The organism is Microbulbifer sp. SAOS-129_SWC (genome assembly GCF_039696035.1).
In the GTDB taxonomy this organism is placed as follows: Bacteria; Pseudomonadota; Gammaproteobacteria; order Pseudomonadales; family Cellvibrionaceae; genus Microbulbifer.
The window spans coordinates 1,823,013-1,848,293 of sequence record NZ_CP155567.1; the positions used below are offsets into that span (position 1 = coordinate 1,823,013).

A 25,281-nucleotide genomic window follows, 5' to 3' on the forward strand; every position below is an offset into this window, starting at 1 on the left:
TACATGAATTAAATTCAGCAATGAAAAAAGAAATCTGGAACGGCTTATTGGTTTTCGCTGCCGCATGCGAAGCGGGTAGCTTCGCCGCGGCCTCTCGACAGCTGGGCACTACGCCCTCCGCCGTCAGCCACGCCGTCAAGAAGCTGGAAAAGCAACTGGAGACACGTTTACTCCATCGCTCAACCCGCAGCATTGCCGCCACAGAGGCTGGCCTTAAGCTCCTGTCCGAACTCGCCCCCACACTGAAAACACTGAATCAAACAATTGATAGCATCGGCGAACACACTAATGAGGTGTCAGGGCGCATCCGAATCACATGCCATCATATCGCAGCGAAATACTCGTTAATCCCCCGTATGTCCGACTTCATGCAAGCGTATCCGAACGTTTTTGTAGACCTCGACATGAACGATCGACTGGTGGACTTCATAGCAGAAGGCTTCGATGCAGGTATTCGACCAAGTGAAAAACTTTCACCGGATATGATCGCCGTGCGCATCGATCAACCCAAGAAACTGTACTACGTTGCCTCGCCCACCTATTTAGCCAACTTCGGTACACCGGAAAATCCTCGGGCATTGAATCAGCACCGCTGCATCGGCTACCGCTTTATATCCGCCAACACTTTGTATCCATGGACATTCGTGAACAGTACGGAAGAATATTCCGTCAATCCCAAGTTTCACTTGGTACTGAACGATGCAGAACTTTTGCTACAGGCCGCCTTGAACGACTGCGGCATCGTCTGCTTGGTTGAAGAACAAGTCATACCCTGGCTGCAAAACGGACAACTGGTTGAAGTCTTCGAAAACAGTGCCCCGACTTTACCGGCCAACTACCTCTATTTTTCCGGTAGAGACCTCGTCCCAACTGCTCTGAGAGCCTTCATAGATTTTATGAAATGTTGAGTTTTGCAGGGGGAAGAAGTACTAAAGCTAACGCTTTAAGAAGGGGGCGCCAGTAAGGCGGTCCCGCTTGCTTAAATTGTTATGTTCTATTTGCCCCATATATTCGCGTTTGCAGAGTCAAAAAGACGAACTTTACATTTAAATTTGTGTGCAATAGACCGGATATACTCTGCATCGGCTTCCGAATAGACTCCGATGTATATGCTGAACAGTTTTTCTGCTGCTCCTCGTCCGTGATGTGCAGATTCATTGAGTGCTTCTATAATATGGTGGTCGTACTCACCAAATTGAAAACCAAATACAACGAGCGACCCGTTTAGTGACTTTAGCTGTTCAAAACAATGAGACAAATACTGATTGTGAACAATTTGAGAAAGCTTATCCTGTCCATCACCGGCTGTAACAAATACAGGGTACTCCTCGCGATCCATGCGTTCTTTAATATGATCTAGAATATACCCAGTATCATCGTACTGTTCTTTCTCTATATCTATTCCTGTATCGAAAAGGTGAAGTGCACCATGCAAATAATGAATATTTTGAGAACCTATATTGGGCCCCCACGTTAGTTCTGGCGCATATTGAAACTCGTCAGGATTAGTTTCCTCTGGATTTTCACGCTCATAGCCAAAGCCATCGTGACCTATTCTACAGCCGCTTCGCATAAGTACCCAATAGAGCAAGATGTCATAATTTGTAGTAAATATATTCCCCTTATTCTCCATGAATGGAGTCAGGAACTTGTAACAAGAAGCTATGTTTTCTTCCGGAACTTTAAAAACATGCTCTGGGTGAAGGGCTTTTACCGCTTTAATTAATCCATTTCTAAGTTTTTCGTCAGCTTCATAAACACGATCACGTAAACCCGATGTATCACCAAATGCATTAAGCAGCTCAGATACCACGCGCAGTTGCTGCATAATAACTTCGAGATTTTTCGATCGAGCTATCCTGAACAGCTCATCAATAATGGGATCTTTAAGATCCGCCATGAACGTCTGGAGAGCATTGTAAGAAAATATTTCGTGGTCATAGGCGATACTAAACCCGTTACCAAGTAGCAAATTTAGATTGCGTCGTTTCTTATTGAGCTCTTGAAGACAGTCGTCGTAGTTCTCAATTTTCAACACCTTGTAAATACTCCATGTGAAACATAACGCCTTGCCTTGGGGCCGAAGTGAAGCGCAGCGGAACGAAGATCCCAGCCGCGCAGCGCTGACAACAGCAACTTGTTAGTTGACTACTATAACTCTTCATAGATCGTTGACATCCTTCGATCCCCCCTCCTATACCCAGGAGGATCAACAGTAAAGGTGTTGTCAGTAATGCGAACGTTCGATAAGTCGGATACGTAGCATAGGTCCCACTCATGATTAGGGTGAATATGACCGCCTACAGTTTGATATATACGAAGTACGTTGTTTCCAGATGTGGATACCCCCACTGCAGCAGGCTGGCCAATTCGATCTAGACCGCTATATGTAAATTCAATTTCTTTTCTTTCTCGAATTGCACTGATCAATGTGTCTATCATCTTCACTCCCTCGGTTATGTGGATTTCAACTAACGCCGCGCTCAGCCGCAGCTTGCCATGTGCGCGTTTTGCGCGAAAATAGGGGCGACAGCGACAGCGACAGCGACAGCGACAGCGACAGCGACAGCGACAGCGACAGCGACAGCGCAAAAGGTGCACACGGTAAGCTGCCGGTTTGCAGCGCCTTGTGTGGTCTAGTTCCCCTGAATTCGGTAAGTTGAAGCCCGTAACATCTCTCACCATGTTACCGGACTCCCAGTCCGATGCTTGCCTGATCCATAGAGACCGTTAACAAGCGTGGTGCGGGTGGCCGACCCGATTTACTAACTCGAACAGTCGAATGGGCTTCGAGCCCGAATTTAGCAAGGAAGAGTCTCTATGGCAATTCAGTGTAACAAGGTAACGGGCGTCAATATTGGTGTGGATGTTGGCAAGTTCTCTCTGGATTTTCACATCCATGAAAGAGGCGTTCACTGGTCGTCTAACAACAGCGAGGAAGGTATTCGCTATTCGATTGGGCGCATAGCCGTTATAACGTAGAATGGGTAGTTGTCGAGGCCACGGGGCCGTTATGAGCTGAATTTTGCTCGGGCAGCCTTTGAGCGCGATCTGCCGGTCGTAATCGTTAAACCTCTCTCTGTACGGCGCTATGCAGGTGCTATTGATCAGCTGGCAAAAACTGATCGCATAGATGCTGCTCTGATTGCAGAGTTTGGCGCGAAAGTGCAGCCTAGGATAAGTCGCAATAACGGAAAGAACTTAAGAAGAATCAAAGACTTACCGGTCAGCCGTCGCCAACTGATGAACATTAGAGTTCAAGAATTGAATCGCGATGAAGTCATGGGAGACGGAATCCTGGAGGCCTCCTACCGGCGTATCCTAAAGACTCTCGACAAGGAGATTGAGTGGGCTGATGGGCAGCTCTCAAAGGCCATCGAAAAAGAATCATCCTGGTCTGAGAAGAAGAGATTGCTCAAAAGTGTACCAGGTGTTGGCGACGTTCTAGCGCACACTCTCCTTGGAGACCTAGCTGAACTCGGAACGTTGAACAACAAGCAGATTGCTTCGCTAGCTGGCGTCGCGCCATTTAACCGAGACAGCGGGAAGCTCAAGGGAAAGCGACGGATTCAAGGTGGCAGGAGATCTGTACGTGTCGTGCTGTATATGGCTACCGTCAGCGCTACGCTGTGCAACCCGGCAATCAAAGCTCAATACCAACAATTGGTAGCAAAAGGAAAGCACAAAAAGGTAGCTTTAGTTGCCTGCATGCGTAAGTTGCTCACGGTCTTAAACGCGATGGTTCGCGACCAAAAGGAATGGGTCGCCTAGTTTTTTGATAGGGATTGAAGCCACAGTCGCTTGTTATGTCTTTGGCAGCATGTGCTCAACAATTTTTGTACCATAATCTTCCAGAACTGCTTCAACAAAAGACATGTGGTCAATATGCAGGTTTTGCTTAATACATGAAACTGTATATTTAACCTTCATCCTGCCTATCTTTAAATTTACACCTTCAACAGTTTTAACATATGCTGTATCGGGAATAATTGTGTGCTCCAATTCAATACCAAACTCAGATATTGTTCTTGGAGTATTCCTATCTAGCCACTCTACAAGCGTAGAATCTTCGTAATCATCTTCAACAATCACTATCGAATCTTTATTGAAACTCATTAATGCAGGGTTTTTATCAATAGCAGCCTTCGTATCCTCATCATTGCCATCAAAATCAGGAATTAAGTCGGTATAGTTATTCCTTAGAAGTGTCATGTCGATGTTTATAATTTGAATGCCGCCATTCCAATCCTCCGTCTTCGGAAGCCTTAGAAGCCTTAATCCAATTTCGTAGAAGTTGGCATATTTTCCAGCACCTGATTGAAAGCCAACTGTAGTAAGAATAATCCCTGTACTATTGGGTATATCAGTTGTTAACGCATGCATATTTCTTACATGAATCAAACTTACGTTATGGCTATAGTGCTTACACTCAATCAAAACTTTGTGCTTAACTCCGGCATAACGAAACTCCCAATAGACATCTATTTGGTGCTCTACGCCTGATTTTCCAGTTATCTTCGCATCATGCCGGACGTCAATATTGTCTATGCCTTCTTTGGAGATAATATCTTCGTATAATCTCCGAGCTAGCTTTTCGTACTCTTTCGACGAAGTGGATACTTTCATCAAACCCTCTTAGACATAACGCTTGAGCGCACCGGCGCACTTTAGTGCGTCCGCGTGGCGTGACTGGTTAGCTTTGGTTGTGCTGGACAATGAATTTTGCTCGCTCATAAAGTTCATCAAATGTGATAATTTCAGGATTAGAAGTGTTCTTCCGGAGTAGCTCAAAAGACCTCAGCTTATCTTTGTTTACGCCCTGCTCTGACAAAAATTCGCTCAAACTACCTATGACTAAATAGGATTTAGGCTGATAGTTATAGATTTCTTCGCCAGTCGGATTGCCTTCATTATCACTAGGACTAAGTCTGCTGGATAGATTTTCCACGGCAGAGGCTACTGTGCCCTGGACCTGTGCTATCGCGCCCGCTAATTCCTTTGAAGGTGCCCAGCAGCCAGATCGGTAAGGCTTACTTTCTAGTAGTGCTGTAGTATGAGTTTTAATCTCGACGAAACACAGATTGGAAATAATACCCTTTGTTTTCATAAGCGCATCAACACGCTTACCATGTGAATCTACGCTATGCCCCTGAACTACTTGCTCTAGCTTTTTGTCGTCGAGACTTGATAGGAATATATACCCTAAACCGTAACCAAATACCCAGGGATTCTTTTCAAAGTATTTTTGCCACAAAGCCTCATTGGAGCAATTTTTCCTTGCCCTTAAATCATCGAAGTAGCTCTGGTTATTTAGAAGCTTGTCATAGACACTCAATTGCTTCTTTCGAAATCCAACAGCAACTATATCTTCAGTGGTCACCTCAGACTTGAGAACTTCTGCAAACAGCTCTTGGTTATCAACTAGGAAGGCTTTCGCCTGATGAGTTGTTAAAGCTATTTTTCGAAGCTCTTCGTCGGTGATATTTACTTTCGCTTTGTTTTTGAAATCAACTGAATGAATATTTGCTAGAAATTCACAAAACCGACCGATTTCTTCACCTACAAAGGAAAATCCGGACCCATACGGCTGCCCCGTTTCTGATACGAACTTCTGTACAGTTAGGACAAAAATTTGCCTTGAATCTTCGATGAATTTCGCCTTTATATAGGTCTTTGCATCTGGCTTTTTCCTTAAAACTACTTCGTCGCGTTCCTTTGCATATTCATAGCCGTCTTCAGAGGGAAGTATTTTGGATGCGATACGAACCCTTCGCTCCTTATCTCCAAATGCTTGGAGTGACGGGCTTATATAGGTTTTCCCCGGCAGAGGGTTCTGGTAATCGTCATCCATATTTTGTTTACTCCTGCCAGAAGCTAACATTTATATCATGGTCGTAATGACCATTTTCCCCCGCCTCATATCCCAATCGAGACAATTTGACCAAGAATGCGCAGCAACGCCCGCAGCGTCAAGCCTTCAGGGTACTTGGTACTAAAAGCCAATCCCGAATAAACGGTCGCAGTGCCTCATATCCCCATTTTTCGGCAGAATGATAAAGCATTGTTTCCTATGAGATTTTCGCTGAATTTTGCGGTAGTGCCTAGATCACAGTCCCGGTGATCATTTTCCGGGCAGTCTGCAGGTGGGAATATATTGAAGAGATTAAAAATCGATCAGTAGATAACGGGTAGAAAGGCGGCCGGAATTGCTCCGGCCGCCTTTATATTGTGTGCAGTGGGATTATGCGCTGGCCGCCAGCGCTTCGGGTGCAGTCGTCTCCTGTTCCGCACCGTCGCTGACGGACGAACGTATCAGGTAGTCAAAAGCTCCCAGCGCCGCAGTCGCACCCGCCCCCATAGAGATCACAATCTGCTTATAGGGCACAGTAGTCGCATCGCCGGCCGCATAGACCCCTTCCATCGAGGTGGCGCCGCGGCTGTCGATGGCGATTTCACCCATGCGGTTCAGCTCCAGCTCGCTGTCTTGCAGGAACTCGGTGTTGGGCACCAGGCCGATCTGTACGAACACGCCGGCCAGTTCCAGCTTTTTGCTGTCGCCGCTCGCGCGGTCCGTGTAGGTGAGGCCGTTCACCTTGTTGCCGTCGCCGACGATTTCGGTGGTCTGCGCATTGGTGATGATGGTGATGTTGTCCATCGAGCGCGCCTTGCGCACCAGTACGTCGTCGGCGCGCAGGGTGTCGGCGAATTCCAGTACGGTGACGTGCTTGACGATACCCGCCAGGTCGATGGCGGCTTCGATGCCGGAGTTGCCGCCGCCGATTACTGCCACGTGCTTGCCCTTGAAGAAGGGACCGTCGCAGTGCGGGCAGTAGGCCACGCCGCGGGTTTTGTACTCGGCTTCGCCGGGTACGCCCAGTTCGCGCCAGCGCGCGCCGGTGGCGAGGATCACGGCGCGGCTTGCGAGCGTCGCACCGCTCTGCAGTTCCAGCTCCAGCAGGCCGTTGCGCTTCAGGCTGGCGGCGCGCTGCTCGGTAATGATGTCCACACCGTATTCCTTCACGTGCTGCTCCAGGCTGGCGGCGAGTTTCGGGCCCTCGGTGTAGGGCACGGAGATGAAGTTCTCGATGCCGACGGTATCCATCACCTGGCCGCCGAAATGCTCTGCTACTAATCCTGTGCGGATGCCCTTGCGCGCGGCGTAGATGGCCGCGGCGGCACCGGCGGGGCCACCGCCGACCACGAGTACATCGTAGGGTTCTTTCTCGCTCAGTTCGGCGGCCTTGCGCTCGGCAGCGCCGGTATCCAGTTTGCCGACAATCTCTTCCAGGCTCATGCGGCCCTGGCCGAAGTGTTCGCCGTTCAGGTACACGGCGGGTACGGCCATCACGTTGCGCTGTTCCACTTCTTCCTGGAACAGGGCGCCGTCGATCATCTCGTGGGTGATGTTCGGATTCAGGGTCGCCATCAGGTTCAGTGCCTGCACCACGTCCGGGCAGTTCTGGCACGACAGCGAAATATAGGTTTCAAAGTGGAACTCGCCTTTGAGGTTGCGCACCTGGTCGAGCAGTTGCGGGTCGGCCTTGGAGGGGTGGCCGCCGGCCTGCAGCAGGGCGAGTACCAGGGAGGTGAATTCGTGGCCGAGCGGAATACCGGCGAAGCTGACCCGCGGCGCGTCACCCTGGCGGGCGATGGCCATGCTGGGCGTGCGCTTGCCGCTGCCGCTGTGGGTTTCAATCTTGCTGGAGAGGCTGGCGATTTCATCGGCCAGGTTTTCCAGTTCGGAAGATTTAGGGCTATTGTCTCCGGACACACGAATCTCGATCGGTTCGACGATATTCTGCAAATAAGTGTCCAGCTGCTGTTTCAGGTTTGCGTCCAACATCGGTGTGTCCTGTTTGTGTTGTTTCTCGTTGTCTTCAGTCGGGTATGCGCCGGGATGACGGGGGAGCTGGGGGCGGGCCTTTGGCCCGCGCGGGCGAACACAAGGTTCGCCCCTACAAAGTGGTCTCTGCGTCTTCATCCCGGATCAAGTCCGGGATGAAGACATCGGCAGGGGTTTAGATCTTGCCGACCAGGTCCAGGGACGGCGCCAGGGTTTCTTCGCCTTCTTTCCACTTGGCCGGGCACACTTCACCCGGGTGGGCGGCGATGTACTGGGCGGCCTTGATCTTGCGCAGCAGTTCGCTGGCGTCGCGGCCGATGCCGCCGGCAGTAATCTCGACGATCTGGATCTTGCCTTGCGGGTCGATCACGAAGGTGCCGCGGTCGGCGATGCCTTCTTCCTCGATCATCACGCCGAAGTTGCGGGTGATGGTACCGGTGGGGTCGCCGATCATCGGGTACTGGATCTTGCCGATGGTGTCGGAGGTGTCGTGCCACGCCTTGTGGGTGAAGTGGGTGTCGGTGGACACGGAGTAGATCTCAACGCCCAGTTTCTTGAACTCTTCGTAGTTGTCGGCCAGGTCGCCGAGCTCGGTGGGGCACACGAAGGTGAAGTCGGCCGGGTAGAAGAAGAACACCGCCCACTTGCCTTTCACGTCGGCGTCGGAGATGTCGAAGAAGTCGCCAGACTGGTAGGCCTTGGCGTTGAAAGGCTTGAGTTCGGATTCGATGTAGCGAGACATAGTCTGCTCCTTGTTGAGTGCGTTGGGTATCAAGTTGTTTGGAACGGGGGTAATACTATGGGTAGGTATAGATTGATAAAAATAATCTATTTAAATGATGCTGATAGCCTGAGTTGATTGAGTGAAATCTATCCATAGCTTTTCCTTTCAGGCGCATGCGGCGGAATGCCCGCTGTTACGTTGCGCGGGTGCGCTGCATTGCCGATACTGCCGGGAATGTGACCGGCCCGGATAATGAGTCAGCGGCCGCGATGATCGCGCCGGGATCTGTCCGGGCGCAGCGGAGGCGGCGATAGCATGCGATTGATCCGGTTATTGAAATACGACCTGGCGCGGGAAGCGGCAGAGTGGGTGGACGAGGGCCTGATCGGCGAGCCCGAGGCGGAGCGCATCTGCCGCCGCTACGGGGTGGATTACCACCAGGCGCAGCGGCACTCGTTCGGCTATAGCGTGCTGACCGGGCTCGGCTACCTGTTTATCGGCCTGGCGCTGATCACGCTGCTGGGCGCCAACTGGGACTCGATTCCGCGCGGCCTGCGCATGGGCGGGCTGATTGCGCTGACCGCCGCTACCCAGTGGCTGGGCCTGCGCCACTACTGCGGCGGTGACCGCAGTGGCGGGGTGGGCCTGTTCCTGCTCGGCAACCTGTTCTTCGGTGCCTCGATCATCCTGATCGCGCAGATCTACCACCTCGGCGAGCATATGCCGGACGGCATCTTCTGGTGGGCGCTGGGCTGCGTGCCGTTTGCGCTGCTCACACGCAATCCGTGGCTGGCGCTGCAGGCGCACCTGCTGGCACTGCTGTGGTTCTTCCTGCAGCTGGCCTACGGTTTCTATCCGGCGCTGTTTCCGCTGTTTATCGCCGCCTCGGTGTATGTGCTGTGGCGCGGGCCGCCCAGTGCCACACTGCTGCTGGTGGTGCTGGCGAGTATCGGTTTCTGGGTGGAGTACAGCCTCGCTGCCTTCTGGCGCGAGACCAAAGCCTTCTTCCTGTTCGACCTGCGCGCCGAGAGCTTCGCGGTGGCCGCCGGGCTGTTTATCGTGCTGGCGTTTTTCGCCCGCTGGCTGAACGGCCACGCCGCTTCCCGGGCGCGGGACTATGCGGCGCTGATCGGTGTCTGGTGCCTGCGCTTTACGCTGGTGCTGCTGCTGGTGATGAGCTTTGCGCAGCCGTGGCAGGCGCTGCTGCAGGCCGACTGGACGCACCTGTGGTCGATGGGGCTGGTGCTGGCCGCGCTGGCTGCCGTAACCCTGGTGCTGGCGCGGCGCAGCGGCGCGGTGCCGGCGGTGCCGGCGGCGCTGGCCCTGCTGGCGGCGCTGTGGCTGCCGCTGCTGGCGGTGCTGGTGTCGCGCAACCCGGAGCACGCGGTGGTGTTCCAGGTGCTGGCCAACCTGGCCCTGGTGGGCAGCGGTATCTGGCTGATCCTGCGCGGCATCAACAGCGGCACCTCGCAGTACTTCTTTGTCGGCGTGGCGGCGGTGCTGCTGTGTGCGCTGTTGCGCTATTTTGACCTGATCGGCGACTACGTTGGCGGCGCCGTGCTGTTTGCGGTATTCGCGGTACTGCTGCTGGGGGCGGCGCGCTTCTGGAAACGGCACCAGCGCGAGGAGGGCGGCCAATGATGCGGCGCGAGCACGGGGCGCAAATTCGCTGGCTGCCGGCGGGGCTGGTGGCGGCAATCACACTACAGTTGCTGGTGATGGCGGGCATCTACCTGCGCGCGCAGGTGCCGCTGTGGACCGGTACCGAGATCCGCCTGAAAACCGTGCCGGTGGACCCGCGTTCGCTGCTGCGCGGCAATTACGCGCGGCTGCAATACGCGTTTTCCGAACTGGATGCGAGCCGCTTTCCCGAACGCGCGCAGTTGCGCGATGGCGAGGTGGTATACGTGTCGCTGAAGCCGGCTGCCGGTGGCCTCTACCAGTTTGCCGGCGCCAGCCTGGTGAAACCGCAGCAGGGCCCGTTTTTGCGCGGGCGCGTTACCGACAACTGGCTGCGTGGCAGTGGCGATGTCTATCACGTGCGCTACGGTATCGAGGCATATTTTGCCCCGCGCGCCCGGGCGCAGCAGCTGGAGCAGGAGCTGCGCGAGGGCGGTGTGGCGGTGGTGAAGGTGTCCGCCGGCGGCCACGCACGGCTGAAGGCGGTGTTGCCGCTGAACCCGCGAGGGAATGAAAAAGGAGCCGCGCAATGACTTCTCCCGATCCGAACATGCCCGCGGTATTTCCGCTGGTGATCGGCATCGAGCTGGTGGTGCTGTTGCTGGCGCTGGTGGGAATACACTATGCACACATACCGGTTACGCTGCTCGGTCGCGGCGGCTGGGCCGCGCTCGCGCTGGGTGCTGCCGGGGCTGCGCTGACCTTTGCCGTGGCCGTGTGGCTGACCCGTTCCGACAGCGCCGCCGGCGCCGCCCTGCGGCACCACAGCGCAGGGCTGCGGGCGCTGTTTGGTCGCTTTTCCTGGCCGCAGATCGTGCTGGCGGCGGCCGCCGCGGGGATCTGTGAGGAGCTGTTGTTCCGCGCTTTCCTGCAGCCGTGGCTGGCGACGTTTGTCCATGCCGCGCTGGGCATTGTCATCGCTTCCATACTGTTTGCGCTGCTCCACGCGGCGTCGGCCACCTACTTTACCGCGACCCTGATCATCGGCCTGTTGTTCGGGGTGGTGTACTGGTGGAGCGGCAGCCTGTTGCTGGTGGCCAGTTGGCACGGGCTCTACGATCTGCTGGCCATCGCCACCCTGGTCAAGCGCCCGCAGTGGCTGGGGCTGGCGGGGGATTAGCTGAACAGGCTGAAGACAATCGTCGCCACGGCCAGCCCGGTGAAGGCAAAGGCGAAGATCGCCAGCAGGCCGTCGTGGGCTACCAGCGCCAGACCGAAGGCGGTCAGCGCGATACCGGCGATGGTGGCCGAGAAGGGCACCACTTCCATCAGCGGCAGCGCCAGCGCGATCGCCGTGCAGATCACCGCAACCAGCACCGCCCCGGCGCGCCGCACCAGGAACTGCAGCCGCGGCTGCAGGCAGCGGTCGGCGAATTGTGCCGGCTTGTGCAGGTAGCCGAGCGCCCGCTGAAATTTGCGTTTCGACAGCGAGCGGCGCAGTAACCACTGCGGCAGCCAGAAAGTCCGCCGCCCCGCCAGCAGCTGCAAGGTGGTCAGCAGTACCAGCAGCCCCATCAATGTGGGTACGCCGGGAATACCGCTCAGCGGCGAAAACAGGATGACACCGGCCAGCAGCAGCAGCGGCGAGAACGAACGCCGCCCGGACGCGCGCAGCACCAGGTCGAGTGACACCCGTTTGCGGTGGCGCGCGGTGTGGCTGATATGCTCCAGCAGTTGCTCCAGGCTGGGCTGTTCGTATGACATAGGTGTGGCGCTATTCCGTGGTAGGTGCGGGGTAGATACGAGGAAGTTGCGGGGCAGTTGCGGGCGGTCCTCTTTTCGTGCCGCTTGAATTGCGCCTATTCTCGCCCGTTTCGGGGCCATTCCCAACCCCGGCGGTCCGTTCCTGCCGGTGTCAGCCTTCGCTGTGAAACAGTTCGTCCAGCGTGAACGATTGCACCGCGGGTCCGTCTTGGGCGCTCACCGATACCATTTTGGCCGCTACCTGCGCGGCGGCAATCGGCCGGTAGCGGCGCAGGCCGGGCAGGGTACACAGCAGTGGCAGCAGCCAGCTGCCCAGCCATTCCGCCGGGCGCCATTGATCCCGCTTACCGAGCAGCAGCGACGGGCGGAAAATACTGATGCGCGCAAACGGCAGCTGCAGGACCTGTTGCTCCAGTTCGCCTTTCATGCGCAGGTAGGCGCTGCGACTGTCGGGGTTGGCGCCGCTCGACGACACCAGCAGGTAGTGCGCGACACCCTGTTGCGCCGCCAGCCGGGCGGCCTGTAACTGGTAATCCACATCCACCCGGCGCTGCGCGGCCAGCGATCCGGCCGCGCGCTTTGTCGTCCCGAGGCACGAGTACAGCAGGTCGCCGCGGAACAGCGCGGGGTCGCGTTCCAGCTCATCGAAATCGACCACATGGTTGCGCACCTTGTCCTGGTGCGGGTAGGGCGCCGCCGGTGCCAGCGGCCGGCGGGTGAGGGTGACTACCTCGTCGATCCAGTCGGCAGCGGCCAGCTGTTGCGTGAGTGCGCGCCCCACCAGGCCGCTGGCGCCGATGACCAGCGCTCGTTTGCCCATCAGTGCACCACCACGCGCTGGTGCGCCTTTTCGCCGGCCAGGTAGCGCTCAATGTAGGGCCTGTGGGGGTAGAGGATATCGGCGGGCGCGGGCAGGGCGTCTTTGTCGAAGAAGCGGAATTCGGCAATTTCGCCATCGCCGATCTTCAGCTTGTCGCCCTGCAGCTGGCCGCGCACGGCGATGTCGATGATCTGCGAGCTGGGGATCTTGTGCACTTCCAGCATTTCAATATTGGTGAGGCCCACGCCCAGCTCTTCGCGCAGTTCCCGGCGCACCGATTGCTCGAACGTCTCGTTCTTGTCCAGCCAGCCACCCGGCAGGCCCCACTTGTCCTGATAGGAATGTTTCACCAGCAGCAGCTGGTCGCCGCGCTCGACGAAATACACCATGCCCACCAGGAACTTGTCGCTGACGGCGTAGGAAATATCCCAGCGGACTTTGGGCGGCAGTACCCGGTAGAGGCTGTACTTCAGGCCGGGGAAATACACAAAGGCGGCCGCGAGCAGTAGTGCGAACAGCAACATCCACAGCAATAGCTTTTTGGCACTGGCGAACAAACTTCGGAACATAAACGGCGCCTGCGAAATCGGGTACGGGAAATCGACGGTGTCAGCTGCGTATATACCGCGTTTGGCGGCAAAGTGCGAATGCTACTTGTGCGGCGCTTATAGGGCTCTGGGAGGGCTCCGGGCGCGGAGGGCGGTGTCAGGCGCGGCGGGAATTGATAGTCAATTGCAATCTGGATCAGTGAGAAAATTCATTTAAGCCCCGGGTGCGCCAGGGTTAGGCTGAGGCCTCGAATCAATCAGGGCCAGTCAACGGGAGCCAGGCATGAAAACCATTCTCGATATTGTCGGCGGCAAGGTCGCCGGTCGCGTGCGGGCGCAGACTGCGCCGGCACAGTGCAATTATGCGGATAACTATTACGGCGACCAAGTCTGCGTGCCGTGCCGCGCAGCCGCACCGGCGCGGACGGTAAAGCCGTAAGTATTCGCGCTAGGGCTGGCGGGTGTCTGTGAGGCGCTGCAACTGCGCCTTCAGCTCGGTGTTCTCGGCCTCCAGCTGCGCCACGCGGGCCCGTAATTGCGCCAGTTCGGATTGGCCGGATTGGTCAGAGGCGGGCGCGGCAGTGTCTGGAGGTTGCTCTATTGCGGATTCCACATCGCCGCAGAACAGGTGGGTGTAGCGGGATTCGCGCCGGCCGGGCTCGCGCGGTAACTGCGCGACCAGTGGCCCCAGCGGGTGTTGCATCAGCCCTTGCAGCGCCGCCTCCACCGGCTCGAGCGTTGCCAGGGGGTGCATGCGGCTCGCGCGGCTGCGCAGTTCCCCGGGTGTCTGCGGCCCGCGCAGGAACAGCTCGCACAGCACCGCCAGCTGCGCGGGCGTGACCTGCAGCTGGCTGAATTCGGTATTGCAGAAGCGGTGGCGGTAGCGCTCCACCCGCCCGAATTCGTTGTCGATCACCACCACGTCGCTGTTGCTCAACTGCCGCGCCAGGTCGGCCACCGCGTGCTCCGACAGGTTCAGCACCGGGTTGCGGTTGCTCTTCTGGTTGCAGCCGGCCACCAGGCTGTTGAGGGTGAGCGGGTAGTGGTCGGGCGTGGTGATGGATTTCTCGATCAGTACGCCGAGTACACGGATTTCGTGCGGGCTGTAGTCCTGCTTCACCGCAACCTCAGCCCTGTAACGCTTTCAATATCTGCTCCGCGCGGATCGGCAGTTCGCGCATGCGCACCCCGACTGCGGCGAAAATCGCATTGGCGATTGCCGGGCCCACCACCGTGGTGGCGGGTTCACCGAGGCCGACCGGGTTTTCACTGCTGTCGACAAACTCTATTTCGATTTCCGGCACATCGCGCATGCGCAGCGGGGTGTAGCTGTTGAGGTTGGTATCGCCCACGCGGCCACCCTTGAGCTGGGTGCCTTCGTGTAGCGCCAGGCTGGTGCCCCACAGGGCCGCGCCCTCCACCTGGGCGTGGGCGCCGTCCGGGTGCACGATGGTGCCGGCGTCGGTGACGATGGTGAGCTTTTCCACCGTCGGCCGGCCGCTCTCGCGGTCTACGTGTACCCGCGCCACGCACGCGGTCCAGGTGGGCATATTGCGCTCCTGCCCGTAGGTGGTGGCCACGCCCAACCCGGTATCCGCGGGCATCTTTCCGCCCCAGCCGGAGAGTTCCCGCACCCGCTGCAGCACATTGGCCTGGCGCGACGCGCCGCCCACGGAATTGGGCGCGGAGCCGGCGTTCTTGCCCTCGGCCACCAGTTTCTCCAGGCGGAATTCAACCGGGTCCTGCTTGGCCTTGTGCGCCGCCTCGTCCATAAAACTCTCCAGCGCCCAGTTGACCCAGCCGGAGCCGACCGAGCGCAGCCAGCCGGGGCGGAAGGTGTCGTTGGCCAGATCGTTGGAAATGGCGCGCACGCGGTTGCTGGGCACGCTGTACCAGTGCAGCGCGCCCTGAATGGCGAAGGGATCGTACTTGCCGCCGGACACGCCCTTGGCCAGGAAGGAGGGTGCCATCACCTGGGTCGGCCAGCCGGCAGTGGCGGTGTGCTCCATGCCCAGGACCTTGCCGTTTTTGTCGAACGCCATGCGCATCCGCTGTACCGACGGCGAGCGCAGTGAGTCGAACAGCAGGTCGTCCTCCCGCGTAAATACCAGTTTCACCGGTCGGCCCAGTGCTTTTGCCGCCAGGGCGGCGGGAACCGTGTAGTCGCCGTTCAGCCGGCGCCCGAAACCGCCACCGAGCATATAGGTGCGCAGCACTATCTGCTCTTTCGGCACCTGTAGCGCCTTGGCCAGCACCGGGATGATCAGCGACTGCCACTGGTTGCCGGTGTGGATTTCCCAGCGGCCGTCTTTCAGCTGCGCCAGCGCGTTGAGCGGTTCCAGCTGGAAGTGCAGGACTCCGTGGGTGAGGTATTCGCTCTCGAGCGTCGAGTCGGCGTCGGCGAATGCCTTGTCCACGTCGCCTTCCTCACGCACCACCACGCCGGCATCGGCGCTGCCGATCAGGGTGCGGCCGTGCTCCAGGACTGCCGCCTCGTCCACGTCGGCGGTCTTGCCCGGCGACCAGTCGACGCGAATCTTCTGCACTGCGCGGTTGGCCGCGTGGAAGCTCTCGGCGATGGCCACGGCCCAGCCGGGCACGGTGCCGGAGGGGTCGTCGAGCACGATGGTCTTCAGGTAGCCGGGAATGTCCCTGGCCGCACTGTCATCGATATTGTTGACGCTGGCACCGTAGCGGGTGGGCGGGAGTATCGGCCGGGCGTACACCATGCCCTCGATCTTGGCATCGAGGCCGTACAGCGCCTTGCCCGCGGCCTTGGCGGGGATATCCAGCGCCTGGGTCTGGCCACCGATCAGCCGGCGCTCCGACGGCGGCTTGATCGGCATCTTCTTCAGCTCGTCGTCCGTGTAGCTGCGTTTGATAGTGCTGTTACTGACGATATCGGCGTAGCTGAGCGACTTGCCGCCGGCGATCACGCGGCTTTTGCGCGCCTGGCACTGCTCCGGTTTTACCCCGAGCTGGCGGGCGCCCTCTTCGATCAGGGCGATGCGCCCGGCCGCGCCGGCGTGGCTCAGCGGAGCGAAGCTCTGCCATACCGACCAGCTGCCGCCGGTGACCATGTAACCCCATTTGGGGTCGCTGTCGACATAGTTGAGCGTGACCCTGTCCCAGTCGGCTTCCAGTTCGTCGGCGACGATGCGCGCCAGCGCGGTGCCGATGTGCTGGCCCATTTCCGCCTTGGCGATATTGACGATGATGTCGCCGTTTTTCTGCACCTGGTACCAGACCGTGGGCTCGAAGTCACCGCTGGCGGCGGCCTGTGCGGGGTCCGCCAGGCTGAGTGGCGAGCGCGCGAAGGCGAAGGTCAGGCCGGCGCCGGCCATGCCGATGATAAAACCGCGCCGGCTGAGGGATGGCACTTCGTTTTTGTGTTTGTCATTGCCCTGCAGGAATTTAAGCATGGTCGGCCCCCGGCTCCTGTTCGCGGTTGTCCTGTGCCTGCATGCGCCCGGCGGCCAGCTTGATCGCCTCGCGGATACGCACGTAGGCCATACAGCGGCACAGGTTGCCGCTCATGACCTGGTCGATCTGTGTATCGGTGGGGTTGGGAAAATCGCGCAGCATCGCCGCGGCCTGCATGATCTGCCCGGGCTGGCAGTAACCGCACTGCGGGGTCTGCGCCTCGACCCAGGCCTGCAGCAGCGGATGCTCGCCGTTTTCTGCCAGCCCTTCGATGGTGGTGACCTTGGTGCCGGCGACACTGCTCACCGGCGTGATGCACGAGCGTGTGGCGCGCCCGTCGATGTGCACGGTGCAGGCGCCGCACAGGCCGATGCCACAACCGAACTTGGTACCGGTCAGGTCGATGTCGTCGCGAATCACCCACAACAGCGGTGTCTCGGCGGGTACGTCGATATCGACGGGCTGGCCGTTGATCTCAAATTCGATACTCATTGTTGTTCTCCCTGGAATTTGGGCACTTCTGGACGTCGAGCGGCGGTGATTTATTTCTGCAGGTCCTTGCGCAAATCGGTGAGGCGCTTGTGCAGGTCGGGCCAGGGCTCGCGAGCGGCGCGCCGGCGCAGGAAATCCGCCAGGCTGACGATGTCGTCATCGCTGAGCGTGGCAAATTCCGGCATGACGAAGCCGGGCGTGCCCTGGTCGGCAGCAATCCCCTGCAGCAGCACGCGCAGCAGGTTGGTCGGGTCGTCGGCAGTCACGGCGCTGTTCAGGCTCAGCTCGGCGCGCAGCGCAATGGGTTTGTCCGCGGCGTTGTAGTGGCAGCCGGTACAGGCGCCGATATACAGGTTCTCGCCATGGCTGCGATCATTCGCGGTGCGTTGCTGTGCGCCGTCGATGGTGGAGGCCGCCAGCGCCGCCGCGTCATTTTGTTGCGCGTCGTCGTTGCCGAGCGAGGCGAGGTAAACCGCCATTGCACGGATATCCTTGTCGGAAGCCTGTTTCAGCCCCTTGTGCACCACTTCTGACATGGAGCCGGCGGCCACGCCCTGATAGGGCGACTGGCCACTGCGCAGGTAGTCGTACAGTGTTTGTTCGGTCCAGTGAATTGGTACCGGCTGTTGCGCATTCAGCGCCGGGGCATACCAGTTGTCCACCAGTGCACCGGCGTAGGCGCGGTCTTTCTTTTCCGCGCCGAAGGCATTGCGGGGCGAGTGGCAGGCGGTGCAGTGGCCCAGGCCCTCGGCGAGATAGGCGCCGCGATTCCAGGTGTCACTCTGCCCGGGGTCGGGCTGCAGCGGCTTCGAGTCGAAGAACAGCAGCTGCCAGCCCCACTGCAGCGAGCGCAGTTTGAACGGGAAGCGCAAGCCGTTTTCCGGTGGCTGGTAGGCCACCGGCTTCAGCGACATCAGGTAGGCGTAGAGGGCGTCCAGATCGTCGTTGGTGACGTTCTTGAAATGGGTGTAGGGGAACGCGGGAAACAGATAGCTGCCGTCGCGGTCAATGCCCTTGTGCATGGCGCGGATAAATGCCTCGCGCGACCAGCTGCCGATACCCAGTTCGCGGTCCGGCGTGATGTTGGCGGCGTACAGGGTGCCGAACCCGGTAGGGAAGGCGCGCCCGCCGGCATAGGATTTCCCGCCGTCCGCAGTGTGGCAGGTGGCACAGTTGCCGATACCGGCGAGCACCCGGCCGCGCTCTATCAGGGCGGGGTCGGCCGGCGCCGATTCCGAGGCTTCCAGTGGCGGCAGAGCGGGCTGGTGGATGACAAAGAAAAGCCCGGCGGCAATGAGCAGCACCGCGACTAGGAGAGTTTTACCCATGGAGCCACCTCGAGTCTGTGTTGGCGGACCGCAGAACTGCAACGGCTGTGGGGAAACCGGCAAGGCCGGAAAATGGGGGGCGAAAATGCGCAAGCGCAATAGGCTCACTTTATAGCACCCCGTGGCCGCCGTTTTGAATGCTATTGGCGATTCGTACTGCTTTCTGGCGCCAATGGCCTCTTTCGGCGCCATCTGAAGGCCGCTCGCGATTCGACGAGGGGCTTTTCAGTCGCCGGTTTCTGTTGCCGGCGAGCAGCGTTGAATGCGGAGAATTTGAACGGAGAGCAGAAGCCGCGCGTCGGGCAGCGCGGCATGTGGCGGGTGCCGGGTTAAAACAGTCCCATCTGCGGCTGCGGTTGATCGATATCCGGCAGCTCCGCGTGCGGGATCCGCGCGCGCAACAGCTCGGTCCACAGCGCCGCCAGCGACAGGGCATCGCCGTTGTCCGGCATATGCAGAAACATAAACGGTCGCCGGCCCTCCTCGATCCAGCTGGCGACCCGTTCGACCCAGGGGGCCAGGAACTCGCGGTTGGCCTCCAACTCGGGGTGGCCGATATAGCGGATTACCGGTGGCGCATCCACTGGCAGCAGATGCGCCGGAACCTGCGGCTTCTTGCGCTGCGCATCGCGGATTGCCTCGCTGTCTGCCGTTGCGGCAAAGAGCGCGCGGCTGTCGAGGCAGACGCGTGCGGTCCGGCGCGCGCGCAAGCCGCGGTTCAGCGCCCGCTCGGCATCGCCCTTGGCGAAAAAATCCCGGTGGCGGACTTCGACCGCACAGCGCAGCGGTGCGGGCAGGGTATCGATAAAGTGCCAGAGATTATCCAGGTGTCCGGGGCCGAATGCGGCGGGCAGTTGCAACAGGAAAGGGCCGAGCCGATCCGCAAGCGGCGCGACGATGTCGAGAAAAGACTGCACTTCCGCGCTCGCACCGGCCAGCAGCCGCTCGTGGGTGACTGCGCGCGGAAACTTGAGCAGGAAGCGGAAGTCTTCGGTGACCTGTGCGCACCACTGCCGGCACTGCTCCAGGCTGGGGGTGGCGTAAAAGGTGGTATTGCCCTCGACACAGTTGAACACCTGGCTGTAGCGCGCCAGCGGACTCGCCCCGGCCGGCAGCCGTGCATTCCACTGGGGGTGTTGCCACTGCGGGCAGCCGAGGAAGTAGGGAAGGGACATAGGTCAGGCTTGCGGTGCAGCGGGTTGTGTTCAGTTCAGTGCGTTGGTGCGCAGGCGGCACATTCTAATCGGTTGGCGGCGCTCCGCCAAAGTCATTGCCCGATTCGGCATAGAAACCGAGATCGCCGAGCGCGGTGCGGATGCGGGCGACCAGTGCATTGCTGAGCTGGCGGTAGTCCGGGTAGGGCGTCAGCAACAGGTGCCGGTCGGCATCGAGCAGGATATCCGGGGCGTCTGCCAGAGGGCGTGCGCGGTGCTGCAGCTCGGTAAAGCGCTGCAGATTGTCTTTGCCGCCGATCCAGTGCCAGCGCGCGTTGGGGTTCAGCTGCGGAGAGAAGCAGAGTGCGGTGGCCTGAAACAGGTGCGCATCCCGAAACTGGCGCCAGTCGTCAGCGGCGGGGCTGGCGATCTTGGCCAGCAGCGTGACGATCTTGCGCCAGTGATTGGAATTGAGCGCGACCAAATCCACGGCGCTGGGGGCCGGCGTAAGTTGCGCCAGACCGTTGGGGCGATGAGGCAGGTAGAGAGCGAGTCGCGCCTGGGCGGAGCCCAATAAATCGGATTGGGTACTGATGGTAGAGGCTCTTGTGTTGCGGTTTTTTCTGTTGGTAGCCGTGTGCCTGCTTCTGTGCAACGTGCAAATCCCCACGCCGCTGCTTGCGGGCGTGGGGGTTTGCTGCGGGGTCAGGCGAGATCGAAACGATCCGCGTTCATGACTTTGCTCCACGCGGCAACGAAATCCTGCACGAACTTTTCCCGGTTGTCATCTTGCGCATAGAACTCCGCATAACCGCGCAGAATGGAATTAGAGCCGAACACGAGATCGATTCTCGTTGCTGTCCATTTGACTGCGTCTGTCTTGCGGTCGCGGATTTCATACAGGTTGCTGCCAGTGGGCTTCCAGGTGTAATTCATGTCGGTGAGGTTGACGAAGAAGTCGTTGCTGAGCACGCCCTCGCGGTCGCTGAACATGCCGTGCCTGGTGCCGCCATGGTTGGTGCCGAGTACGCGCATACCGCCTACCAGCACCGTCATCTCCGGTGCGGTGAGGCCCATCAGCTGGGTGCGATCGAGCATCAGTTCTTCCGGGCGCACGGCGTAATCTTTCAGCAGCCAATTGCGGTAGCCGTCATGGATCGGCTCCAGGTCAACGAAGGACTCCGGGTCGGTCAGCGCGTCGGTGGTGTCCCCGCGTCCGGGCGAGAAGGGCACGCTGACATTGAATCCGGCGGCTTTAACGGCCTGCTCAATCCCGACATTACCCGCCAGCACGATAACATCGGCAACGCTCGCCCCCGCTTCGGCCGCGATCGGTTCGAGCACCGCCAGTACTTTGGCGAGGCGTTCGGGCTCGTTGCCGACCCAGTCTTTCTGCGGTGCCAGGCGGATGCGTGCGCCATTGGCGCCACCGCGGAAGTCGGAACCGCGAAAGGTGCGGGCGCTGTCCCAGGCGGTCGATACCATGTCGCCGATGCTCAAGCCGCTGGCAGCGATCTTTTCCTTCACCGCCGCCACATCGTAATCCGTGCTGCCGGCGGGCACCGGATCCTGCCAGAGCAGATCTTCCTGGGGTACATCGGGGCCGATATAGCGGTCTTTCGGCCCCATATCGCGGTGGGTGAGCTTGAACCAGGCACGGGCAAAGACTTCGGCCAGGTAGTCGGGGTCCTTGTAGAATTTCTCGGCGATCTTGCGGTACTCCGGATCCATCTTCATCGCCATGTCGGCATCGGTCATGATGGGGGAGCGGCGCGTGGACATGTCTTCCACATCCACCGGCTTGTCTTCCTCCTTGATGTCGACCGGCTGCCACTGCCAGGCGCCGGCGGGGCTCTTCCTGGATTCCCATTCGTGGTTGAGCAGCATTTCGAAGTAGCCGCTATCCCATTGCGTCGGGTTGCTGGTCCAAGCGCCTTCGAGGCCACTGGTGATCGCGTCGCGGCCGATGCCGCGCTGGTGGTGATTGATCCAGCCCAGGCCCTGTTCTTCAAGCCCGGCGCCTTCCGGTTCCGGGCCGAGCTGCGTCGGGTCGCCATTGCCGTGACATTTGCCCACGGTATGGCCTCCGGCCGTCAGCGCCACAGTTTCCTCATCGTTCATGGCCATGCGCTGGAAGGTGACGCGCACATCGTGGGCGGTCTTGAGCGGATCCGGGTTGCCGTCCACACCTTCCGGGTTTACGTAGATCAGCCCCATCATTACCGCCGCCAGCGGGTTTTCCAGGTCGCGCTCACCGGAATAACGGCTTCCCTCACTGCCGGTGGGGGCCAGCCATTCTTTCTCCGAGCCCCAGTAGGTGTCCTTTTCCGGGTGCCAGATGTCTTCGCGACCGAAACCGAAGCCGAAGGTTTTCAAGCCCATGGATTCATAGGCGATAGTGCCGGCATAGGTGATCAGATCCGCCCAGCTGAGCTTGTTGCCGTACTTTTTCTTGATTGGCCAGAGCAGGCGGCGCGCCTTGTCCAGACTCACGTTGTCCGGCCAGGAATTGATCGGGGCGAAGCGCTGGTTGCCGGTACCGGCGCCGCCGCGGCCATCGGCGATACGGTAGGTGCCGGCCGCATGCCAGGACATGCGAATCATCAGGCCGCCATAGTGGCCCCAGTCGGCCGGCCACCAGTCCTGGCTTTCGGTCATCAGTGCAGTGAGATCCCGCTTGAGCGCGGCGAAGTCGAGCTTTTTGACTTCCTCGCGATAGTTGAAATCCGCGCCCAGCGGGTTGGTCTTGGTGTCATGCTGATGCAGGATGTCGAGGTTGAGCGCCTTGGGCCACCAGTCCATGTTGGACATGCCGCTTTCCGTCATAGCACCGTGCATTACCGGGCATTTGTTATCAGACATCGGTGAATCTCCTAATTGATCCATTCAAGGAGTGGGGAATCCAGTGGACAGCTCCGCCATGGCGCTGCGCCCCTCGGGGCTTGCCGCAGGGAGGTCCAGAGGCGTTGCGGGCTTATTCAGAAGTGCTTTGTTTACCGTGACAAGCTGACGCCGCGTTAGTCGCCAATATCTGCTAGTGCCGACGATTTGTGTAATCAATTATGACTAACGCAGAGGTAGTTTCTGGCTATCAACAGGCTTGCAGGCAGTGTGACTTGCGCTGCGTGCGCGGTAACTCAAGGTCATCGGTAATTACTGCAACAGTTAAAGCAGAAAATCCGTCAGCTGACAAACGGGACTGTGGCGCTCCGAACCGTTAGCAGATAATTAAAACCCGCGATTATTTGCGCCATTGAAAAATAATTTTGCTACTGCCCTCGACACAAGCGCAGCAGATTATCCCTGCCGCCGATTCAGAGCCAACGGGCAGAGGCCGTCAGCTGTGGGCTAAGACACAGCGTGGTGTGATTGAATAGCGTGTTATCCGCCAGCGCTCGTTTTCCGCCGCAGGGCTCGCGCTTTTGGCCGGCAGTTAATCGTGTCTGACGATATCCACTGAAATCTCAATCGCCGCCGTGGTTCCCCGATTTTCCAGCCAGTGTCGTGTATTCCTGTCTTCAGGCCAGCCGAGCCCGGGCCCATAATCGGTAGCGATGCCGTCCCGGTGGTCCGTGATCGTTCCCTGCAGGATGTAGACGATCCCCGGGCGGTCCTTATGGTCGTGAACCGGGCCGAATACGCCGCCCGGCTCAATCGTCACCATACGCATCCGCAGTTCACGTCCGGCCAGCCCCTCGAGCTCCGGCCCGAGGTCTAAAGCACCGAGGAGCTGTACCGTTACCCCCTTTGTCTCTGGTGCCGCCTGTTCGTTGCTCACCTTGCTATCCTCGCCTCGCATTCAGGGTGCTGATGTGCAATTAGGCCTCTGGTGCCTGCGACTTACACGGAAATAACCAGAGTAGGTACTTTCCGGCTTTCTGCAACCGGATACAGAGACGCGACTGTGCGAGGGGCCAATCAATACCGCAGCGCAGAACCTACCAGAACAGGCTGCTCCATGCCGATACGCCGGTGAGGTGAAAGAAGGGGTTTTGTGCCCCGGTTGTGGTATGCGCAACTTCCTGATTGTCGTCCTTTACCTGCGCAGCATCCAAATCCATCAACCAGATATCATAATGCGTAGGCGTGATAAACAGGCGATGATTGCGAATGTCGCCAACGAGTCTCCAGTAACCGGAACTGTGCGCTCCGTTCCCTGGAACGAAATATTCCCGGTACTGGACACCAGCACCCGGAGGAACTGGAAGGTTCCCCAGCGTGTCGCTGTGTAACGCTTCCTGTCGATACCCCTCCTGTAAATCGAGTTGATTGTTCTTCTTGATGCTGGCTAATACCCTGGCCAAATCTCCGGATATTCTGTTGCCGATAAGCGCGCTCGCACGAATCTGATAGATGGGAAGGTGGGTCGTGCGACCGTTAAGTACTGCTGGATAATTTTCTTTAATAGCGCTGAGTTGGCGCCCATTTCTTGTGTTGTTGGTATGAATAGGCATCTTTTAATCCTTTAAAAGTCAGGGAAATAACCGCCAAAATTGAGCAGGTTGAAGTCCTTATCCAGCATGAGAGTGCTTAAAGTAACATGGTTTGTTTCGGAGTGGACATTCGTGCGATGCGTTCATGGCGTCCCGTCTCGTGCACAACTGCAGCTTAATTCAAGGGGCGCACACTCAAATTCAATAACCTAATCAGGGTGGAATACGCGAACAGTTGGGCTCTGGCGAGGTTTCCCGGAATTTGTGCCTCCCGCTTTTCGCACGAAAATTTGCGCGGGCGCGACCGGCGATTCTCTGCAGCGAAGTGGCTTGGTTGTATTTTGTACTGTCAGTCCCGTGGCGGGCTGAAATGGTACTGGCCCGATCCAGTCTGAATTCGTTCAAGTCAAGACTGCACTTTTATTTTTAACTCATTAGAATGCGCGACCTTTTACTCTTTCGGGGATTCTGAACCGGTGGTCGTGTGCCGATCACCAAGGTGTTGTCTGAGGTTGTATGATCGTATTTACCCTTATAAATGAAGAGACAGACTCGGTCTGGGTTGGCACGGCGCGGGAAGGTGTTTCGCCGGAAGCCAGATTCAAGCAATTTCAGGCTGCGCTTGAGCTTGGGATTGAACATCCGTTTTATAAGGAGCTGAAGTCATTTGGCCCGGAGGCCTTTGACGTGAGCCTGTTCGCCGTTGCCGAAGACGCAACGGAACTGAAGATGTTCGTGGAGGAGGCGCTGGAGACATACGGCGGCAAGAGCCTCGCCGGGATAAAGACTGTGCTGCCCGGCACCACTAAAGCTTCTCTGGCCCCTAAGGCCAAGGTGAAGCGTCTTGGAGTTGGTGCTGCGCCCATCAGTCCCCCTTCCCCTGCCAAACGTACCACCAAGCCGGTTAAGGAGAAGCTGGCGGTCGGGCGCACCGGCAGTGCCGCCAAGGAGCGCAAGATCAAGGAGGCCATCGAGGCTGAGAAAGCGGCCATCGCCGCTGCCAAGGCCAAGCGCGCGGCGGAAGAGGCCGATGAAATGAAGGCGATTCTGGCGGGGCTGGATGCGCGCGGGTCAATGCTCAAGAAGCGCTGAGTTAATATCCGGCACCTTCTTCAGGCTGTGGTCACTGTGC

At 58.5% G+C, this 25,281-nt stretch carries 24 protein-coding genes; 7 read left to right on the forward strand and 17 right to left on the reverse strand.

Annotated elements, in window-relative coordinates; translation table 11 throughout:
- Window positions 1-20 precede the first annotated feature (20 nt).
- The gene (locus tag ABDK11_RS07770; RefSeq protein ID WP_346839722.1) at window positions 21-908 is read left to right on the forward strand and encodes a LysR family transcriptional regulator; all 888 of its coding nucleotides are present in this window, start codon (window positions 21-23) and stop codon (window positions 906-908) included.
- An 86-nt stretch (window positions 909-994) separates the two neighbouring features.
- Here the strand turns inward: ABDK11_RS07770 and ABDK11_RS07775 are convergent, their stop codons facing one another.
- Window positions 995-2,038 (reverse strand): DUF4917 family protein, encoded by a 1,044-nt coding sequence (locus ABDK11_RS07775; RefSeq protein ID WP_346839723.1) that lies wholly within the window; start codon window positions 2,036-2,038, stop codon window positions 995-997.
- A 953-nt stretch (window positions 2,039-2,991) separates the two neighbouring features.
- Here ABDK11_RS07775 and ABDK11_RS07780 point away from each other — a divergent pair.
- Window positions 2,992-3,771: an IS110 family transposase gene (locus ABDK11_RS07780; protein ID WP_346839724.1), complete on the forward strand. Its 780-nt coding sequence runs from the start codon at window positions 2,992-2,994 to the stop codon at window positions 3,769-3,771.
- A gap of 33 nt (window positions 3,772-3,804) precedes the next feature.
- On the opposite strand, the gene ABDK11_RS07785 is transcribed toward ABDK11_RS07780, so the two are convergent.
- The 4 genes from ABDK11_RS07785 to ahpC all read right to left on the reverse strand — a co-directional run bounded on the left by ABDK11_RS07785 (window position 3,805) and on the right by ahpC (window position 8,585).
- Complete coding sequence (locus ABDK11_RS07785) at window positions 3,805-4,626, reverse strand: restriction endonuclease (RefSeq protein WP_346839725.1); 822 nt, start codon at window positions 4,624-4,626, stop codon at window positions 3,805-3,807.
- Between the two features lie 67 nt (window positions 4,627-4,693).
- Entirely contained in the window at window positions 4,694-5,851 is a 1,158-nt protein-coding gene (locus ABDK11_RS07790) for a Shedu immune nuclease family protein (RefSeq protein WP_346839726.1), read from the reverse strand.
- Between the two features lie 390 nt (window positions 5,852-6,241).
- On the reverse strand, window positions 6,242-7,843 hold the full coding sequence (ahpF, locus tag ABDK11_RS07795) for an alkyl hydroperoxide reductase subunit F (protein WP_346839727.1): 1,602 nt from the start codon (window positions 7,841-7,843) through the stop codon (window positions 6,242-6,244).
- 175 nt (window positions 7,844-8,018) lie between these two features.
- Window positions 8,019-8,585, reverse strand: coding sequence for an alkyl hydroperoxide reductase subunit C (gene ahpC / locus ABDK11_RS07800; protein WP_346839728.1), 567 nt, complete (start codon window positions 8,583-8,585; stop codon window positions 8,019-8,021).
- 297 nt (window positions 8,586-8,882) lie between these two features.
- Here ahpC and ABDK11_RS07805 point away from each other — a divergent pair, with 297 nt between their 5' ends.
- From ABDK11_RS07805 to ABDK11_RS07815, 3 genes are read left to right on the forward strand one after another with little or no spacing between them, the layout of a single operon-like run.
- On the forward strand, window positions 8,883-10,208 hold the full coding sequence (locus tag ABDK11_RS07805; protein WP_346839729.1) for a DUF2157 domain-containing protein: 1,326 nt from the start codon (window positions 8,883-8,885) through the stop codon (window positions 10,206-10,208).
- Window positions 10,205-10,780: a GDYXXLXY domain-containing protein gene (locus tag ABDK11_RS07810; protein WP_346839730.1), complete on the forward strand. Its 576-nt coding sequence runs from the start codon at window positions 10,205-10,207 to the stop codon at window positions 10,778-10,780. The genes ABDK11_RS07805 and ABDK11_RS07810 overlap by 4 nt, the downstream gene beginning before the upstream one ends.
- Window positions 10,777-11,367 (forward strand): CPBP family intramembrane glutamic endopeptidase, encoded by a 591-nt coding sequence (locus ABDK11_RS07815; protein WP_346839731.1) that lies wholly within the window; start codon window positions 10,777-10,779, stop codon window positions 11,365-11,367. Before ABDK11_RS07810 ends, ABDK11_RS07815 begins: the two co-directional genes overlap by 4 nt.
- Here the strand turns inward: ABDK11_RS07815 and ABDK11_RS07820 are convergent.
- From ABDK11_RS07820 to ABDK11_RS07830, 3 genes are all read right to left on the reverse strand, one after another.
- Complete coding sequence (locus ABDK11_RS07820) at window positions 11,364-11,951, reverse strand: exopolysaccharide biosynthesis protein (RefSeq protein WP_346839732.1); 588 nt, start codon at window positions 11,949-11,951, stop codon at window positions 11,364-11,366. The genes ABDK11_RS07815 and ABDK11_RS07820 overlap by 4 nt on opposite strands.
- 151 nt (window positions 11,952-12,102) lie before the next feature.
- The gene (locus ABDK11_RS07825) at window positions 12,103-12,771 is read right to left on the reverse strand and encodes an NAD-dependent epimerase/dehydratase family protein (protein WP_346839733.1); all 669 of its coding nucleotides are present in this window, start codon (window positions 12,769-12,771) and stop codon (window positions 12,103-12,105) included.
- The gene (locus ABDK11_RS07830) at window positions 12,771-13,340 is read right to left on the reverse strand and encodes an NUDIX domain-containing protein (protein ID WP_346839734.1); all 570 of its coding nucleotides are present in this window, start codon (window positions 13,338-13,340) and stop codon (window positions 12,771-12,773) included. Before ABDK11_RS07830 ends, ABDK11_RS07825 begins: the two co-directional genes overlap by 1 nt.
- 262 nt (window positions 13,341-13,602) lie before the next feature.
- On the opposite strand from ABDK11_RS07830, the gene ABDK11_RS07835 reads away from it, so the two are divergent.
- The gene (locus ABDK11_RS07835; protein ID WP_346839735.1) at window positions 13,603-13,758 is read left to right on the forward strand and encodes a hypothetical protein; all 156 of its coding nucleotides are present in this window, start codon (window positions 13,603-13,605) and stop codon (window positions 13,756-13,758) included.
- Between the two features lie 9 nt (window positions 13,759-13,767).
- On the opposite strand, the gene ABDK11_RS07840 is transcribed toward ABDK11_RS07835, so the two are convergent.
- The 9 genes from ABDK11_RS07840 to ABDK11_RS07880 all read right to left on the reverse strand — a co-directional run bounded on the left by ABDK11_RS07840 (window position 13,768) and on the right by ABDK11_RS07880 (window position 24,170).
- Window positions 13,768-14,439 (reverse strand): DUF480 domain-containing protein, encoded by a 672-nt coding sequence (locus ABDK11_RS07840; RefSeq protein WP_346839736.1) that lies wholly within the window; start codon window positions 14,437-14,439, stop codon window positions 13,768-13,770.
- A gap of 7 nt (window positions 14,440-14,446) precedes the next feature.
- The gene (locus ABDK11_RS07845; protein WP_346839737.1) at window positions 14,447-16,741 is read right to left on the reverse strand and encodes a molybdopterin cofactor-binding domain-containing protein; all 2,295 of its coding nucleotides are present in this window, start codon (window positions 16,739-16,741) and stop codon (window positions 14,447-14,449) included.
- Window positions 16,734-17,234: a (2Fe-2S)-binding protein gene (locus ABDK11_RS07850; protein ID WP_346839738.1), complete on the reverse strand. Its 501-nt coding sequence runs from the start codon at window positions 17,232-17,234 to the stop codon at window positions 16,734-16,736. Before ABDK11_RS07850 ends, ABDK11_RS07845 begins: the two co-directional genes overlap by 8 nt.
- Before the next feature lie 50 nt (window positions 17,235-17,284).
- A complete protein-coding gene (locus ABDK11_RS07855; protein WP_346839739.1) occupies window positions 17,285-18,562 on the reverse strand; it encodes a cytochrome c in 1,278 nt (425 codons plus the stop codon).
- 329 nt (window positions 18,563-18,891) lie between these two features.
- Window positions 18,892-19,737 (reverse strand): DUF72 domain-containing protein, encoded by an 846-nt coding sequence (locus ABDK11_RS07860; protein ID WP_346839740.1) that lies wholly within the window; start codon window positions 19,735-19,737, stop codon window positions 18,892-18,894.
- Between the two features lie 64 nt (window positions 19,738-19,801).
- Window positions 19,802-20,206: a hypothetical protein gene (locus ABDK11_RS07865; RefSeq protein ID WP_346839741.1), complete on the reverse strand. Its 405-nt coding sequence runs from the start codon at window positions 20,204-20,206 to the stop codon at window positions 19,802-19,804.
- Between the two features lie 215 nt (window positions 20,207-20,421).
- Window positions 20,422-22,578 carry a catalase/peroxidase HPI gene (gene katG / locus ABDK11_RS07870; protein ID WP_346839742.1) on the reverse strand — a complete coding sequence of 719 codons (2,157 nt, stop codon included), beginning with the start codon at window positions 22,576-22,578 and terminating at the stop codon, window positions 20,422-20,424.
- Window positions 22,579-23,149: 571 nt separating this feature from the next.
- The gene (locus ABDK11_RS07875) at window positions 23,150-23,494 is read right to left on the reverse strand and encodes a cupin domain-containing protein (protein ID WP_346839743.1); all 345 of its coding nucleotides are present in this window, start codon (window positions 23,492-23,494) and stop codon (window positions 23,150-23,152) included.
- Window positions 23,495-23,654: 160 nt separating this feature from the next.
- The gene (locus ABDK11_RS07880) at window positions 23,655-24,170 is read right to left on the reverse strand and encodes a hypothetical protein (RefSeq protein WP_346839744.1); all 516 of its coding nucleotides are present in this window, start codon (window positions 24,168-24,170) and stop codon (window positions 23,655-23,657) included.
- Window positions 24,171-24,665: 495 nt separating this feature from the next.
- On the opposite strand from ABDK11_RS07880, the gene ABDK11_RS07885 reads away from it, so the two are divergent.
- Window positions 24,666-25,241: a hypothetical protein gene (locus ABDK11_RS07885; RefSeq protein WP_346839745.1), complete on the forward strand. Its 576-nt coding sequence runs from the start codon at window positions 24,666-24,668 to the stop codon at window positions 25,239-25,241.
- Window positions 25,242-25,281: the final 40 nt, after the last annotated feature.

Excerpts from the sequence above, each read along its gene's own strand:
- ABDK11_RS07825 (WP_346839733.1), bottom strand. The coding sequence starts at position 12,771 with ATGGGCAAACGAGCGCTGGTCATCGGCGCCAGCGGCCTGGTGGGGCGC.
- ABDK11_RS07785 (WP_346839725.1), bottom strand. The coding sequence starts at position 4,626 with ATGAAAGTATCCACTTCGTCGAAAGAGTACGAAAAGCTAGCTCGGAGA.
- ABDK11_RS07835 (WP_346839735.1), top strand. The coding sequence starts at position 13,603 with ATGAAAACCATTCTCGATATTGTCGGCGGCAAGGTCGCCGGTCGCGTG.
- ahpF (WP_346839727.1), bottom strand. The coding sequence starts at position 7,843 with ATGTTGGACGCAAACCTGAAACAGCAGCTGGACACTTATTTGCAGAAT.
- ABDK11_RS07805 (WP_346839729.1), top strand. The coding sequence starts at position 8,883 with ATGCGATTGATCCGGTTATTGAAATACGACCTGGCGCGGGAAGCGGCA.
- ABDK11_RS07845 (WP_346839737.1), bottom strand. The coding sequence starts at position 16,741 with ATGCTTAAATTCCTGCAGGGCAATGACAAACACAAAAACGAAGTGCCA.
- katG (WP_346839742.1), bottom strand. The coding sequence starts at position 22,578 with ATGTCTGATAACAAATGCCCGGTAATGCACGGTGCTATGACGGAAAGC.
- ABDK11_RS07880 (WP_346839744.1), bottom strand. The coding sequence starts at position 24,170 with ATGCCTATTCATACCAACAACACAAGAAATGGGCGCCAACTCAGCGCT.
- ABDK11_RS07850 (WP_346839738.1), bottom strand. The coding sequence starts at position 17,234 with ATGAGTATCGAATTTGAGATCAACGGCCAGCCCGTCGATATCGACGTA.
- ABDK11_RS07860 (WP_346839740.1), bottom strand. The coding sequence starts at position 19,737 with ATGTCCCTTCCCTACTTCCTCGGCTGCCCGCAGTGGCAACACCCCCAG.
- ABDK11_RS07820 (WP_346839732.1), bottom strand. The coding sequence starts at position 11,951 with ATGTCATACGAACAGCCCAGCCTGGAGCAACTGCTGGAGCATATCAGC.
- ABDK11_RS07790 (WP_346839726.1), bottom strand. The coding sequence starts at position 5,851 with ATGGATGACGATTACCAGAACCCTCTGCCGGGGAAAACCTATATAAGC.
- ABDK11_RS07855 (WP_346839739.1), bottom strand. The coding sequence starts at position 18,562 with ATGGGTAAAACTCTCCTAGTCGCGGTGCTGCTCATTGCCGCCGGGCTT.
- ABDK11_RS07810 (WP_346839730.1), top strand. The coding sequence starts at position 10,205 with ATGATGCGGCGCGAGCACGGGGCGCAAATTCGCTGGCTGCCGGCGGGG.
- ahpC (WP_346839728.1), bottom strand. The coding sequence starts at position 8,585 with ATGTCTCGCTACATCGAATCCGAACTCAAGCCTTTCAACGCCAAGGCC.
- ABDK11_RS07815 (WP_346839731.1), top strand. The coding sequence starts at position 10,777 with ATGACTTCTCCCGATCCGAACATGCCCGCGGTATTTCCGCTGGTGATC.
- ABDK11_RS07885 (WP_346839745.1), top strand. The coding sequence starts at position 24,666 with ATGATCGTATTTACCCTTATAAATGAAGAGACAGACTCGGTCTGGGTT.
- ABDK11_RS07830 (WP_346839734.1), bottom strand. The coding sequence starts at position 13,340 with ATGTTCCGAAGTTTGTTCGCCAGTGCCAAAAAGCTATTGCTGTGGATG.
- ABDK11_RS07770 (WP_346839722.1), top strand. The coding sequence starts at position 21 with ATGAAAAAAGAAATCTGGAACGGCTTATTGGTTTTCGCTGCCGCATGC.